Origin of the sequence: Pseudomonas sp. D3-27 (assembly GCF_051132165.1) — a bacterium.
In the GTDB taxonomy this organism is placed as follows: Bacteria; Pseudomonadota; Gammaproteobacteria; order Pseudomonadales; family Pseudomonadaceae; genus Aquipseudomonas.
This window is the reverse complement of the sequence record NZ_CP071667.1, coordinates 1,497,392-1,511,653: the sequence shown is the minus strand read 5'-3', so window position 1 is coordinate 1,511,653 and position 14,262 is coordinate 1,497,392. Positions and strand designations below refer to the sequence as shown.

Annotated in this window: 12 protein-coding genes; 4 read left to right on the top strand and 8 right to left on the bottom strand. The window is 61.0% G+C overall.

Going from position 1 to position 14,262, the window contains the following annotated elements; genetic code table 11:
- Nucleotides 1-186: 186 nt before the first annotated feature.
- Entirely contained in the window at nucleotides 187-1,536 is a 1,350-nt protein-coding gene (locus J3P92_RS07135; RefSeq protein WP_434650186.1) for a diguanylate cyclase domain-containing protein, read from the bottom strand.
- Between the two features lie 365 nt (nucleotides 1,537-1,901).
- Between J3P92_RS07135 and J3P92_RS07130 the strand changes: the two genes are divergently transcribed.
- The 3 genes from J3P92_RS07130 (at nucleotide 1,902) to J3P92_RS07120 (ending at nucleotide 5,440) form a co-directional block, all read left to right on the top strand.
- A complete protein-coding gene (locus J3P92_RS07130; protein WP_434650184.1) occupies nucleotides 1,902-3,137 on the top strand; it encodes an aminotransferase class I/II-fold pyridoxal phosphate-dependent enzyme in 1,236 nt (411 codons plus the stop codon).
- A 12-nt stretch (nucleotides 3,138-3,149) separates the two neighbouring features.
- Entirely contained in the window at nucleotides 3,150-4,316 is a 1,167-nt protein-coding gene (locus J3P92_RS07125; RefSeq protein ID WP_434610057.1) for an MFS transporter, read from the top strand.
- 104 nt (nucleotides 4,317-4,420) lie between these two features.
- Nucleotides 4,421-5,440: a DUF4917 family protein gene (locus J3P92_RS07120; protein WP_434650182.1), complete on the top strand. Its 1,020-nt coding sequence runs from the start codon at nucleotides 4,421-4,423 to the stop codon at nucleotides 5,438-5,440.
- 23 nt (nucleotides 5,441-5,463) lie between these two features.
- Here J3P92_RS07120 and J3P92_RS07115 read toward each other — a convergent pair whose 3' ends face one another.
- The 5 genes from J3P92_RS07115 to J3P92_RS07095 all read right to left on the bottom strand — a co-directional run bounded on the left by J3P92_RS07115 (nucleotide 5,464) and on the right by J3P92_RS07095 (nucleotide 9,819).
- Complete coding sequence (locus tag J3P92_RS07115; RefSeq protein ID WP_434650180.1) at nucleotides 5,464-6,045, bottom strand: DJ-1/PfpI family protein; 582 nt, start codon at nucleotides 6,043-6,045, stop codon at nucleotides 5,464-5,466.
- Nucleotides 6,046-6,247: 202 nt separating this feature from the next.
- Nucleotides 6,248-7,465, bottom strand: coding sequence for a class I SAM-dependent methyltransferase (locus tag J3P92_RS07110; RefSeq protein WP_434650179.1), 1,218 nt, complete (start codon nucleotides 7,463-7,465; stop codon nucleotides 6,248-6,250).
- Between the two features lie 281 nt (nucleotides 7,466-7,746).
- Nucleotides 7,747-8,364, bottom strand: coding sequence for a TPM domain-containing protein (locus J3P92_RS07105; protein WP_420766745.1), 618 nt, complete (start codon nucleotides 8,362-8,364; stop codon nucleotides 7,747-7,749).
- A 28-nt stretch (nucleotides 8,365-8,392) separates the two neighbouring features.
- On the bottom strand, nucleotides 8,393-9,211 hold the full coding sequence (locus tag J3P92_RS07100) for a TPM domain-containing protein (RefSeq protein ID WP_434562750.1): 819 nt from the start codon (nucleotides 9,209-9,211) through the stop codon (nucleotides 8,393-8,395).
- Nucleotides 9,211-9,819, bottom strand: a complete 609-nt coding sequence (locus J3P92_RS07095; RefSeq protein WP_434650178.1) for a LemA family protein — start codon at nucleotides 9,817-9,819, stop codon at nucleotides 9,211-9,213. Before J3P92_RS07095 ends, J3P92_RS07100 begins: the two co-directional genes overlap by 1 nt.
- Before the next feature lie 261 nt (nucleotides 9,820-10,080).
- Here J3P92_RS07095 and bglX point away from each other — a divergent pair, with 261 nt between their 5' ends.
- A complete protein-coding gene (gene bglX / locus J3P92_RS07090; RefSeq protein WP_420766748.1) occupies nucleotides 10,081-12,372 on the top strand; it encodes a beta-glucosidase BglX in 2,292 nt (763 codons plus the stop codon).
- Between the two features lie 130 nt (nucleotides 12,373-12,502).
- Here the strand turns inward: bglX and J3P92_RS07085 are convergent, their stop codons facing one another.
- Nucleotides 12,503-13,660, bottom strand: coding sequence for a phospholipase D-like domain-containing protein (locus tag J3P92_RS07085; protein WP_434562748.1), 1,158 nt, complete (start codon nucleotides 13,658-13,660; stop codon nucleotides 12,503-12,505).
- A gap of 1 nt (nucleotide 13,661) precedes the next feature.
- Nucleotides 13,662-14,252, bottom strand: coding sequence for a YceI family protein (locus tag J3P92_RS07080; RefSeq protein WP_420766750.1), 591 nt, complete (start codon nucleotides 14,250-14,252; stop codon nucleotides 13,662-13,664).
- Nucleotides 14,253-14,262: the final 10 nt, after the last annotated feature.

The window sequence follows — 14,262 nt, the reverse complement described above, 5'->3', positions numbered from 1 at the left end:
ACCCGCTTCGGACACCTTCGTTCGATCGTGGGCAATGTTTCCCGGATAAATGTTGCTTGATCCGCCCATAGTCCAACCCTCCGTAAACAAAGAATGATGGGCACGCTTGCCCCGTATTCATTTGAAGTGACCTGGGATTCAAGGTTTGGAAAAAACGCTCACGCCACGACGAACGGTGGCGCGTATTCAAATGCCGAAAGCCCTATGACTGTGGCGCTTGGCTGCGTACATCGCCTCATCGGCATGGCGGAACAGCGTTACGTCTTCGGTCCCGTGGTCAGGAAAACAGGCCAGACCGATGCTCGGCTCGATGCTGAGACAGTGGCCGTCCAGCCGCAGAGGTTGGGCCAATGCGAGACGAATTTTCTCCTGTACCCTGCCGGCATCTTCCACGCTGTGGACGCTATGGAGCAACACGACGAACTCATCGCCACCGATGCGCGCGACGGTGTCGGCGTCACGTATGCACCCCTTCAATCGGCTGGCGACCGCTTGCAGCAGCATATCGCCGACGCCATGGCCGTAGGTGTCGTTGACTTGCTTGAAACGATCCAGGTCGATGTACAACAACGCCATCCGTCCGGAAACAACACGGGCCGTGGCCAACGCGGCCTTGAACCGATCCCGCAGCAACTCACGGTTGGGTACCTGGGTCAGTTGGTCGTACTGCGCCATGTGCTGAAGCCGGGCGTGCAGTTGTTGGCGCTCGATGGCGAGGGTGATCTGGGCGCAGACGTATTGCAGCAATTCCTTGTCCTGCTCCGTATAGCGACCACTGTCCGGAGCACTCTTGACGATCAATGCGCCGATCGTACTGCCTTGCGAATTCAGCGGTACACCCAGCCAGCAAGGCGCATCAGGCTTCGCCACGAGGTCGCAGAATTCCACGGGCGACGAGCTGCAACCGGGCGTGAGCAGGATCGGCTGGCCGCTGCGTACCACTTCGGCGCACAAGCGCCCGATAGCCGTGCCAGGCAGCTCGGGCTGTCGTTCTCGATCGTCGACGTGATAGGCAAAGTTGAGCTGTGCGCACTGCTCGTCATACAACGCCACCGAGAAATTCAGCGCCGGCAACCACTCGCCAATGATGAGGTGGATACGCTTGAATAATGCCAGCAAGTCGGCGGCGGCATGGGCCGCCTCGGAAATTGCATATAACGCGGCCTGCCTGGATTCCGCCTGCTTGCGCTCGGTGATGTCGCGAGCCACGGCGATCCGAAGCTGGTCAGCCTCCGACCAGCGCGCCGACCACAAGATGTGCACCACGCCACCGTCCTTGCGCAGATAGCGGTTTTCGAAATTGAGCTTGGGCTCGCCCCCCATGATCTCCCGCGCCGCCTCGAGGGTCCGTTGGCGATCGGCGGGATGAACCAGCTCGATCATCGACCGACCGATCAGTTCCTGGGGGGTATAGCCGAAAATACGCTCGCAGGCGGCGCTGACGAATACGAAGCGTCCCTGGACATCGACGGCGCAGACGGCATCGAGCAGCAGGTCGAGGTAACTGGCCAACGGCGTGGAGTTTCGGGTGTCCATGACGCGCAAGCCATCCGGGTAATCAAGCAATGGGCGAACCGGGTCGCCCCCGTTCATGACGCCGACGGAGCATGCAAAGCCGACGCGCCCCCCACGGTACCGATGAGGATAGCGCAGGGTATCGACACGCGGGGTGCCCAGACGCCTGAGGATAGCAAACGCCCCGGGCTCAGAGGCGAGGAAGCTGCTCCGACATGGCAAATGGATTTCCCGGCCAAGGTCCTAGGCAGGGTCCTACGCAGAAGTCTCCGGTAACACTCAAACACGCCGGAATCAGCCGATTCAAAGCCCCGCCCATCGGTCTGTAAAGTCTGGACACACAAGCCCCACGGACAGCAACGCTAACCAAGGAATGTATTCACGCCATGAACCAGATTGCGCAGCCCACTCAGCACTTCAGTAACTATCGCAAAATCATTTCCCTGGCGGACCGGGACTGGCAGAACGCCGAAAACGGAAAGATCGCTGGACTGAACGTCGAGGTCCAGTCTCCCAACGTGCTCATCGACCAATATGGTCGCACCTTGCATCACTTTTGCACCACGTCGTACCTGGGCCTGGATTACCACCCCGCCTTGCTGGATGGCGCCATGACCACGCTGTGGGAAACAGGAACACTGCGTGTCGCCAATTCCAGAAACCGCAGCCGGCTGGCAATCCTGGACCAATACGAAACCCAGCTGTCGGAGTTGTTCGGCGCCAGCTGCCTCAGTGCGTTGTCCTGCAGTGCGGCGAGTGCGGGAATCCTGCCGCTGCTGGCCAGCGGCGCGCTGACGAAAAACCGCCCGCCGGTGATGGTGTTCGACAAGCACGCCCACTACTCGATGAACCATATCAAGGCCGCTTGTGCGGATGAAACCCAGGTCCTCACCTGCCCACACAACGACATGGATTTTCTTGAGGACGTCTGCAAACGCCAGGGCAACGTGGCCTACGTGACGGACGGTGCCTACAGCATGGGCGGCATGGCGGACCTGGACAGTTTGTTGTACCTCAAACAGCGCTATGGTCTGTTCCTTTATTTGGACGATTCCCATGCCGTGTCTACCGTGGGGCCCTGCGGCATCGGTCGGGTACGCTCACGGATCCACGCCTTGGATGAGCGAACCCTGATCGTCGCCTCGCTGGCCAAGTCCTTCGGGGCCAGTGGCGGGCTGGCCATGTTCGGCAGCGAGCGGCACAAGACGCTGGTGCAGCGTTACGGCGGCCCCGCCAACTGGTCGCAGAGCCTCAATTCGGCGGCTATCGGCGCCGGCATGGCCTCGATCCGCTTGCATCGCAGTCGAGAATTCCACGCCTTGCAAGAACGTTTGCAGGCTAATATCCGTTTTTTCGACAGCCTCATCCGCACCGAACAGTATGCAAGCCCCATGGCAATCCGCCTGGTGCGCTGCGGTGAGGCAGCCCTGGCTACCCGCCTGGCGGTGGAGTTGGCCGACCTGGGGTATTTCACTTCAGCGGTCTTTTTCCCCGTGGTGCCGCAAGACAAGGCCGCGATCCGCATCACCCTGCGCGCCGACATGGAGCCGGACGTGATTCGTTTGTTCTGCGAACAGCTGACCAGTCTTTTGGTGGCCCACGGCCGTGATATCCGTCCTTGAAACGAGCCCTTGATGAAAAACCGTACAACACTGATCGTCACCTGCACCACGGTCTTCCTGGCACAGCTGGGCATGAGCATCTATCTGCCAGCCCTGCCGGATATCGCCCAGGCTCTGAGCGCCGATGCATCCCGAGTGTCGTGGGGGTTGTCGGTGTACCTGGTCGGCATGGCCTTGCCGATGCTGATGTGGGGCAGCCTGAGCCAGCGTCTTGGACGCAAACCGGTGCTGTTGGCGGCATTGACGCTGTACGGCCTCGCAAACCTGGCGCTGCCGTTGGGTACGACGATAGAAACGTTCCTGGCGTTCAGGTTGGTCCAGGGCGTCGGCGCCAGCGGTATTTCGGTGATGGCGAGGGTGCTGATCCGTGACAGCTTCAGCGGCGACCAGCTGGCCAAGGCCTTGTCCTGGATATCGATCGCCTTCGTGGTTGCCCTCGGCATCGGCCAGTACCTCGGCTCACTGATCCAGGCTGCGTTTGGATGGGAGGCGATTTTTCTCGGATTGGGCGCGGCCAGCCTGGTCATGGCCGCCGCGGTGTCCACGGCGGCGTTCCCGGTACTTGCCGAAAACAGCAATGGACAGTCGGCTTGGGGGATCTACGTACGGATACTCCAGCATCGTGGTTTTCTGTTGCCTGCGTTGGCGGGCGGGTTGGGTTATGGCGTGATCATCGCCTTCAACACCGCCGCGCCGCTGATCCTGCAACAGGGCTTTCACTGGTCTGCCATCGAGTATGGGCTGTTGGGCTGGCCGATCAGCGGCGCGTACTTGCTGGGCGCGCTCGCGGTCAATGCCTTTGTGCTGCGCACGGGCCAGCGCCGGCTGATGGGTTGGGGCATTGCCCTGGTCCTGGGTGGCAGCGCGACCATGCTGGCAGGAAGCGTTTCACTGAGCAGCGTCGCGCTTTTGTTCTGGTTGCCATACTGCTTCGCGGTGTTCGGCCAGTCGTTGAATTATCCAATCAGCCTGTCGCTGGCAAACGAAGGCTCGCCGATCGCCGGTGCTTACGCCATGGCGTTGAGCGGTTTCCTGCACCAGCTGATGGCGTCTATGATCGGCGCGATTGCCAGCCTCTTGCTAAGCCAACAGGCGTGGCCACTCGCGGTTTTATGCATGTTATTGGCGACGGCGGCGACGCTGTGCGCCAGGTTCACGCCAAATGGACCGGGTCGGTAAAAACACAGGAAATCGACTGTTCAAAACGCATCTCGATCTGGCTCAAGACTGGGTCGTGATAAAGTCACGCCCTGCCTTAGCCACGTTTTGAGATGATTTTCGCGATGACCGATTTCCAGGAATACGACGCCCGGCTCGAAGATTGGGAGACCTTGCGCGCCGACATCGCCTTCAGCGGCTTGTTGGTGGGCAATGGCGCCAGCCGCGCCGTGTGGGATGATTTCGGCTATGACTCGTTGTTCGAGAACGCCCGCACCGTCGAGGAAAAACCCTTGAGCGCGTCGGAACTGAGCGTGTTCGACGCGCTGCAGACACGCAGTTTCGAACAAGTGCTGGGGGCGCTGAAAACCACCAGTCGGGTCAACAAGGCCTTGGCCGTCAGCTCCGCGGCGCCGCGCAATCGTTATTACGCGATCAAGGAAGCGCTGATCAACACCGTACATGCGGTGCATATTCCTTGGCGGTTGGTACAACCGTCGACCCTGGAGAACCTCAATCAGGAACTGGGTAGCTACCGTACGGTGTTTACCACCAACTACGATCTGCTGAGCTATTGGGCGATCCAACAAGCGCCCGAAACCCTCACCGATCTGTTCCTGGGGGCCGACCACAGCTTTGACCTGAGCCAGGCCCACCTCGACAAACCCCGTCTCTTGTACCTGCACGGTGGCCTGCACCTGGTGCGCAACCAGGACGGCACGGCACGCAAGCTCACCTCCACCGAAGGCACGCTGCTGGGCAGCTTCGCCATCAACAACACCATCAAGACCCTCGACGATGTGCCGTTGTTGGTCAGCGAAGGGCCGAGCCAGGACAAACTCAAAACGATTCGCAGCAGCGACTATCTGTCGTTCTGCTACGACCAACTGCTGCACCACCACGACAATCTGTGCCTGTTCGGCCACGCCCTGGGCGAGCAGGACAGCCACATTGTCGATGCCTTGCGCCAAGCCGCGCCGAAGACCGTCGCCATCTCGATCTACCCACGCAGCCAGGCGTTCATCCAGCACCAGAAACGGCATTACGCCAAGCTGTTCCAGGGTTTGGACACAGAGCTGCGTTTCTTCGATGCCAAGAGCCATCCACTGGGCGATCCGAAGCTGTCGGTGCCGGTGGAGGTCTAGACCGCTCCGATTGGCCCGGCGCCCTATAGGGTAATCGCCGTACCGAGCAACGTCAGGAACCCCGCCAGCCAGCTCGGGTGCGCCGGCCAGGCCGGTGCCGTGGCGAGGTTGCCCTGGACATGGCCTTCGGTCACCGGGATGTCGATGAACGTCCCGCCGGCCAAGCGCACTTCCGGGGCACAGGCCGGATAGGCGCTGCACTCGCGCCCCTCCAGGATGCCCGCCGCCGCCAGCAATTGCGCCCCGTGGCACACCGCCGCGATCGGCTTGCCCGCCAAGTCAAAATCGCGCACCAGTTGCAAGACTTTTTCATTCAGCCGCAAGTATTCCGGAGCGCGACCGCCTGGCACCAGCAACGCATCGTAGTCGGCCGCCTCGACGCTGGCGAAGTCATGGTTGAGGGCGAACAGATGTCCCGGTTTTTCGCTGTAGGTCTGGTCGCCCTCGAAGTCATGAATCGCCGTGCGGACAGACTGCCCGGTCGTTTTATCCGGGCACACGGCATGGACGGTGTGGCCGATCATCTGCAGGGCCTGAAACGGCACCATGACTTCGTAATCTTCGACGTAATCGCCGACCAGCATGAGGATTTTCTTGGCGGCCATGGAATGGGCTCCTTTGGAATGCGTGAGAGTGGACGCATTAAAGGTAGACCGCTGTAACGACAGCCCGCCATTAACTGACAGACTGCACCACTTGATGGGTGGGAGCGAGCAGGCTCGCGAATCAGGCAGCGCGGTTTGTCAGATATTCCGCGTTATCGTTCTTCGCGAGCAGGCTCGCTCCCACAGGGTTCAGATCGGTTTGTCAGGCCAGGTAACCATCCGCCCGCAGCAGCGTTTCGAGGCAGTGCTCGGTAATGTGGTAGAACGCCTTGAGTTCGTCGATCCTGGCCAGCAGTTCGGTAGGCTCCACCGGTTCGGGGCGTTTGACCGCCAGGATCATCTTGTTCTTGTTGGTGTGGTCCAGGGAAATGAACTCGAACACCTTGGTCTCATAGCCGCAGGCTTCGAGGAACAACGCCCGCAAACTGTCGGTGACCATTTCCGCCTGCTGGCCCAGGTGCAGGCCATATTGCAACATCGGCTTGAGCAGCGCCGGGCTCTGGATTTGCAGGCGGATCTGCTTGTGGCAGCACGGTGAGCACATGATGATCGAGGCGCCCGAGCGGATGCCCATGTGGATAGCGTAATCGGTGGCGATGTCGCAGGCGTGCAAGGCGATCATCACATCCACCGCGCTCGGCGCCACGGTGCGCACGTCACCGTGCTGGAAACTCAGGCCCGGATGCTCCAGTCGTGCCGCGGCTTCATTGCACAGCTTGACCATGTCTTCGCGCAGCTCGACACCCGTCACCACGCCTTCGGCCTGCAAGGTGTTGCGCAAGTAATCATGGATGGCGAAGGTCAGGTAGCCCTTGCCCGAGCCGAAATCCGAGACTCGCACCGGCTTGTCCAAGGCCAATGGCGAAGATGTCAGCGCGTGGCTGAACACTTCGATGAACTTGTTGATCTGCTTCCACTTGCGCGACATGGCCGGGATCAATTCGTGCTTATGGTTGGTCACCCCCAGGTCGGCCAAAAAGGGCCGATTCAGGTCGAGGAAGCGGTTTTTCTCGCGGTTGTGCCCGGCGGACGGTACTTCCCGCAGTTGCTGCGGCTTGCTCTTGAACAGCGAGCTCTTGCCTTTCTTGCTGTATTCCAACTGCGCCTCGTCGGTAATCGCCAACAAGTGAGCATTCTTGAACGAAGTCGGCAACAGCGTGGCGATGGCATCCACGCCTTCGGCCAGCGAAAAATTCTTGGTGATGTCGCGGGTCTTGTAGCGATAGACAAAGGACAGGCACGGCTGGTCCTTGACGGTCAGTTGCTTGACGATCAGCCGCTGCAGATCGCTTTCGTCACCGACGTACTTGGCCAGCACCAGCTTGATGAACGCGTTTTGTTCGAGACTGGTTTGCAAAAGCTCGATGAACTGTGCGTGGTGATCCGGCCCGGGACGGGTGGGAGTTGCGGTGACGGACATGGAAAAGCGGCCTCGGGGCGGGCGGATCGGGAATGACGGGTATTTTAGGGGGGATCGGATGCGGGGGCACGGGGAATTTCCCCAACGGTGCGAAATGCGCAGCGCAATCTAGGTGGCAGCGCGCTTTTGTGGCGAGGGAGCTTGCTCCCGCTCGGCTGCGAAGCAGTCGTCGATGTGCGAGCCCGTTGCCTGACCCTGGAATCGATGGGGACCGCTTCGCGGTCCAGCGGCAGCAAGCTCCCTCCCCACAAGGCGCCTTCGCCATGGTGGCCGGCAGCCAATCAGCCCAACACCACCAACCGATTCGGCAGCTCATTACGCGCATGGGTCACCGGCACGTGCTCCTTGAGCAATTCGCCGCAAGCCTCGATGCACGCCACAAAACCTTGCAACGTCTGGCCCTGGCGAACCTGCTGGGTGAACGTACCGACAATGGCATCCCAATGGCTGTTGTCGAGTCGCTTGGAAATACCCTCGTCCACCAGGATTTCCACATACCGCTCGGCCTCGCAGACGAAAATGAGCATGCCGGTGCTGCCTACGGTGTGATGCAGGTTCTGTTCGAGGAATTGCCGGCGCGCCAGGTTGGAAGCCCGCCAGTGGCGTACCGAGCGAGGAATGAGGTGCGTGGTGACGGCAGGAATGCGAAACATCAGGCACAGCACGATGAAACCACCCCATTGCACCCACAACAGGCTATGCACGCTCAGCCATCCCGTCACGTAATGCAGGATGCCCGGCACCACCAGCGCCAGCAGGCTGGCCCAGAGCAAGGGGATATAGGCGTAGTCATCGGCGCGGGCGGCGAGCACCGTGACCAGTTCGGCGTCGGTGTCGCGCTCGACCCGAGCGATCGCCTCGGCCACTTTGCGCTGTTCGTGTTCAGTCAGTAATGCCATGTTTGAAAATGCCCGCTCATTGTTATTCTCACCAGCCGCCGGACGAACCGCCGCCGCCGAAACTGCCGCCACCACCGCTGAAGCCACCGCCACCACCGCCGCCGAAGCCGCCTCCTCCGCCTCTATAACTTGCGCCGGAGCCCCCTCCGCTGGGCAGGATACCGAGCACTTGGCAAACGAAAATCGTCAGGATGAAAAGCATCGCGAGGAAGATGAACAAGCCTGGGTGGCGCTCGACGAAATCGCCCTCGTCCGCACTGCCCGCGCTGTATGCCGCAGCCGGTTCATCGAGGGGGTTGCCACCCAACACCACGAGCATCGCCGCCACACCGTCACTGATGCCCTTGTTGAAGTTGCCCGTCTTGAACGCCGGGGTGATCACCTGGTTGATGATCACCGAACTCTGGGCGTCGGTCAGGCGATCTTCCAGCCCGTAACCCACTTCGATGCGCAGTTTACGGTCATCGCGGGCGACGATCAGCAGCGCGCCGTTGTTTTTATCCTTTTGCCCGATGCCCCAATGGCGCCCCAATTGATAACCGAAGTCTTCGATGCTGGCGCCTTGAAGGTTCGCCAGCGTAACGACAACCACCTGCTCGCCGGTGGCCTGTTCATGGGCCTTGAGTTGCGCATCGAGTTGCGTGCGCACCGATGGGTCGAGCAACTGGGCGGTGTCCACCACCCGCCCGGTCAGCGCCGGGAAGCTCAATTCTGCCTGGGCCGTGGCTGCAAAAGCCCAGAGCAACAGCACGAACAGCTTCAAGCTTCGAGCAGCAAGCCTCAAGCCGAAAGCCGTACGCGTTACCTGAGCTTGCAGCTTGCCGCTCAGAACTTGAGGCTGCTCCATCAGAACTTCACTTCAGGCGCTTTTTCGGCATTCGGGCTGGTGGCCTCGAAAGTATCGCGAACTGGCAGATCGCTGTACATCACGCTGTGCCACAGGCGACCCGGGAAGGTACGAATCTCTGTGTTGTATTTCTGCACGGCCAGGATGAAATCACGACGCGCCACGGCGATGCGGTTCTCGGTGCCTTCGAGTTGCGATTGCAAGGCCAGGAAGTTCTGGTTGGCCTTCAGGTCCGGGTAGCGCTCGGATACCATCATCAGGCGGCTCAATGCGCCACTCAACTGGTCCTGGGCCTGCTGGAACTGCTTGAGTTTTTCCGGGTTGTCCAGGGTGCTGGCATCGACCTGAATGGACGTGGCCTTGGCCCGGGCTTCGATCACCGCCGTCAAGGTTTCCTGCTCATGCTGGGCATAACCCTTGACGGTCTCCACCAGGTTGGGAATCAGGTCGGCGCGGCGCTGGTATTGGTTCTGCACCTGGCCCCAGGCCGCCTTTGCCTGCTCGTCCAGGGTCGGGATGTTGTTGATGCCGCAACCGGCCAGCAGCGTGGTGAACAGCATCAGGGCCAGCATTTGCAGCGCGCTGCGGTGGTTCAGTCGTCGAATCATCGGGTGAAGCTCTCCCTTGTATTGCATTAAGAAAACACCGCCACCTATCTTACCGGCGTCTGGGGCATAATCGCCGCCGCACTGGATCGAATCGGGTCTATGGGCTAAAAGATGCGCAGTGCGAAACTAAGTTCATCGGCACAGGTTCGAAAGTGTGCTGCATTTAACTGGATAACACCCGAACAACAATAGCCGTTCCTCACATTTAGGCTGACCGGCGTGTCCTGATCACCGCCCTTTAGGCTTGCGAGAAAACTATTCATGAAGAAGCTGTGTTTGCTGGGCCTGTTTGTCAGTCTGGCCAGTCAATCCGTATTAGCCGACAACCTGCCAGCCCCCATAGAGAACAAGGACGCTTTCATCAGCAGCCTGATGAAGCAAATGACCCTCGAGGAAAAGATCGGCCAGCTGCGCCTGATCAGCATCGGCCCGGAGATGCCCCGGGAGATGATCCGCAAGGAAATCGCCGCCGGCAACATCGGAGGCACATTCAACTCCATTACCCGCGATGAGAACCGTCCGATGCAGGACGCGGCCATGCGCAGCCGGCTGAAGATCCCGATGTTCTTCGCCTATGACGTGATTCATGGCCATCGCACCATTTTCCCGATTCCCCTGGCCCTGGCCTCGAGCTGGGACATGGACGCCATCTACCGCTCCGGCCGCATCGCGGCCAAGGAAGCAGCGGCCGACAGCATCGACATCACCTTCGCGCCCATGGTCGATATCTCCCGCGATCCACGCTGGGGCCGGACCTCCGAAGGCTTCGGCGAAGACACTTATCTGGTGTCGCGCATTGCCGGGGTGATGGTCAAGGCGTTCCAGGGCACCGGCGCCAACGCCGCCGACAGCATCATGGCCAGCGTCAAGCACTTCGCCCTGTACGGCGCCGTGGAAGGCGGCCGGGACTACAACACCGTGGACATGAGCCCGGTGAAAATGTACCAGGACTACCTGCCGCCCTATCGCGCCGCCATCGACGCCGGCGCGGGCGGGGTGATGGTCGCGCTGAATTCCATCAACGGCGTACCGGCCACCGCGAACACATGGCTGATGCACGACCTGCTGCGCAAGGAATGGGGCTTCAAGGGCCTGGCCGTCAGTGACCATGGCGCGATTTTCGAGCTGATCAAGCATGGCGTCGCTCGGGACGGTCGCGAAGCGGCCAGGCTAGCGATCAAGGCCGGCATCGACATGAGCATGAACGACTCGCTCTATGGCAAGGAGCTGCCAGGGCTGCTCAAGGCGGGCGAGATCGAGCAGAGCGACCTCGACAACGCGGTGCGTGAAGTGCTGGCCGCCAAGTACGACATGGGCTTGTTCAAGGATCCGTACCTGCGTATCGGCAAGGCCGAGGACGACCCGGCCGATGTCTATGCCGACAACCGCATGCACCGCGCCGATGCCCGTGACGTGGCGCGCCGCAGCCTGGTGCTGCTGGAAAACCGCAACCAGACCCTGCCCTTGAAGAAAACCGCGAAGATCGCCCTGGTCGGCCCGCTGGCCAAGGCGCCGATCGACATGATGGGCAGTTGGGCCGCCGCCGGGCGCCCGGCGTTGTCGGTCACGGTGTATGACGGCATGGCCCGCGCATTGGGCGGTGAGTCGAAGCTGATCTATGCCCGTGGCGCCAACATCACGGGCGACAAGAAGGTGCTCGACTACCTGAACTTCCTAAACTTCGATGCCCCGGAAGTGGTGGACGATCCGCGTCCGGCCCAAGTGCTGATCGATGAAGCGGTGAAAGCCGCGAAAGAAGCGGACGTAGTCGTCGCCGCCGTGGGCGAGTCCCGTGGCATGTCCCATGAATCGTCGAGCCGTACCGAACTGAACATCCCCGCCAGCCAGCGCGAGCTGATCAAGGCCCTGAAGGCCACCGGCAAGCCGTTGGTGCTGGTGTTGATGAATGGCCGCCCGCTGTCGTTGCTGGAAGAAAAACAGCAGGCCGATGCGATCCTGGAAACCTGGTTCAGCGGTACCGAAGGCGGCAACGCCATCGCGGACGTGCTGTTCGGCGACTACAACCCGTCGGGCAAGCTGCCGATCACGTTCCCACGCTCGGTCGGGCAGATTCCGACCTACTACAACCACCTGAGCATTGGTCGGCCGTTCACGCCGGGCAAGCCAGGCAACTACACCTCGCAGTACTTCGACGACACCACCGGCCCGCTCTACCCGTTCGGCTATGGGCTGAGCTACACGACGTTCAGCCTGTCGGACATGGCCCTGTCGTCCACCACGCTGAACAAGACCGGCAAGCTCGACGCCAGCATCACTCTGGAAAACACCGGCGATCGTGACGGCGAAACCGTGGTGCAGCTGTACATCCAGGACGTTACCGGCTCGATCATCCGTCCGGTGAAGGAGCTGAAAAACTTCCGCAAGGTCATGCTCAAGGCCGGCGAGAAGAAGGTCATCCACTTCGACATCACCGAAGACGACCTGAAGTTCTTCAACGCGCAGCTCAAGTACGCGGCAGAGCCAGGCAAGTTCAACGTGCAGATCGGCCTGGATTCCCAGGACGTGAAGCAGCAGAGTTTTGAGTTGCTCTGATCCAACGACACTGCAATACCTTTGTGGGAGCGAGCTTGCTCGCGATGAGGCCCCATCAGTCACCGCATCATCGACTGTCAGGCCGCCATCGCGAGCAAGCTCGCTCCCACATTGGTTTTACGGTGGATGGTTAGCCCCGCCGATCCAGCAGATTCACCACCACCCGATCCACCAACCCCCACACCCTTTGCTTGAAGCGCTTCCACAATGGCCGGCGCTGCCAGGTGTCGAGGCTCACTTGCAGGCTCTGCTCGAAGTCCCGTTCAAAACTGGCGGCCACGGCCTTGCTCAGCCCAGAGTCCAGTGCTTCCAGGTTGGCTTCGAGGTTGAAGCGCAGGTTCCAATGATCGAAATTGCATGAGCCAATGCTGACCCAATCGTCCACCAGCACCATTTTCAAGTGCAGGAAGCAGGGCTGGTATTCGTAGATTTTCACCCCTGCCTTGAGCAACCGTGGGTAATAGCGATGGCCTGCGTATCGCACCGATGGATGATCCGTGCGCGGGCCCGTCAGCAGCAGCCGCACGTCGATGCCTCGCGCCGCGGCCTTGCGCAAGGAGCGGCGCACGTTCCAGGTCGGCAAAAAGTATGGCGTGGCCATCCAGATGCGTTTCTGGCCGCTGTTCAATGCCCGGGATAGCGACTGCAGGATGTCGCGGTGCTGGCGGGCGTCGGCATAGGCGACCCGGCCCATGCCTTCGCCCACCGGCGGGACGCGAGGCAGACGGGGCAGGCCGAAATTGGACGCCGGTTTCCAGGCCCGTCGATGGCGGTTGGCAAGCCATTGGCGATCGAACAGCAACTGCCAGTCCAGCACCAGCGGGCCGACGATTTCCACCATCACTTCGTGCCAATCGCTTCGGTCGTCCGAAGGGTTCCAGAATTCGTCGGTGACCCCGGTACCGCCCACCACCGCCAAGCGTTGGTCGACCAACAGCAACTTGCGGTGATCGCGGTAGAGATTGCGCACCCAACGCCGCCAACTCAGGCGATTGTAGAACCGCAGCTCCACGCCCGCCTGGATGAGGCGATTGCGCAGGCCCAAGGTAAACGCCAGGCTGCCATAGTCATCGAACAGACAGCGCACGCGCACCCCGCGCTCGGCCGCCTGGACAAGGGCCTGGACCATCGCCTCGGCGCAAGCGCCCGCTTCCACCAGGTACAACTCCAGTTCGACCTGTTCCTGGGCGCGGGCGATTTCCACCAGCATGCGCGGGAAAAATTGCGGGCCGTCGATCAACAGCTCGAAGCGATTGCCTTCACGCCAGGGAAAGACCGGGCCGCTCATGTCAGCGCGCCGTGAAAATCAGCACCGCACTCACCGGCACCGACAGGCTGATGGTCGACAATCCGGCCAGGTCGCGCAGCTTCTCCAACCCCGGCGCCAGGTCGAAATCCGCCGCGTTGAGCACCACCGGTTCCAGGGTCACGACCTGAAAACGCCGCTCATCCAGGCGAGTCGCCAGCAGTTGGACGTTGTACTCATGCTGCTTGCCATGCAGGTCCACGGTCACCGGCAGGCGCAGTTCCAGTTGCGCGCCGTTGGCCAGGTCCTGGATCGGCATCAGGTCGAGCTGCGCGGTGATGGTGGCTTCGGCGAATTGCTTGATATCGAACAACTCGGCGCGCATGCGCTCGTCCCGCAGGGGGATACCGCTGTTGATGGATTCGAGTTCGACCTCCAACCGTGCCTGGCCCTTGGGCTGGACCTGCCCATGAAGCACCAGGAAACGCTGGACTTCGGAGACATTGCCGTTTTTGCTGCTGATAAAGGACAGTCGCGATGACTCACCATCCAGGTACCAGTCGGCCTGGGCCGGCAGCGTGGCGCAGGCCAGGAGCAAGGTGGTGACAGCGCGAGAAAATAACCGCTTGAACATACAGACTCGG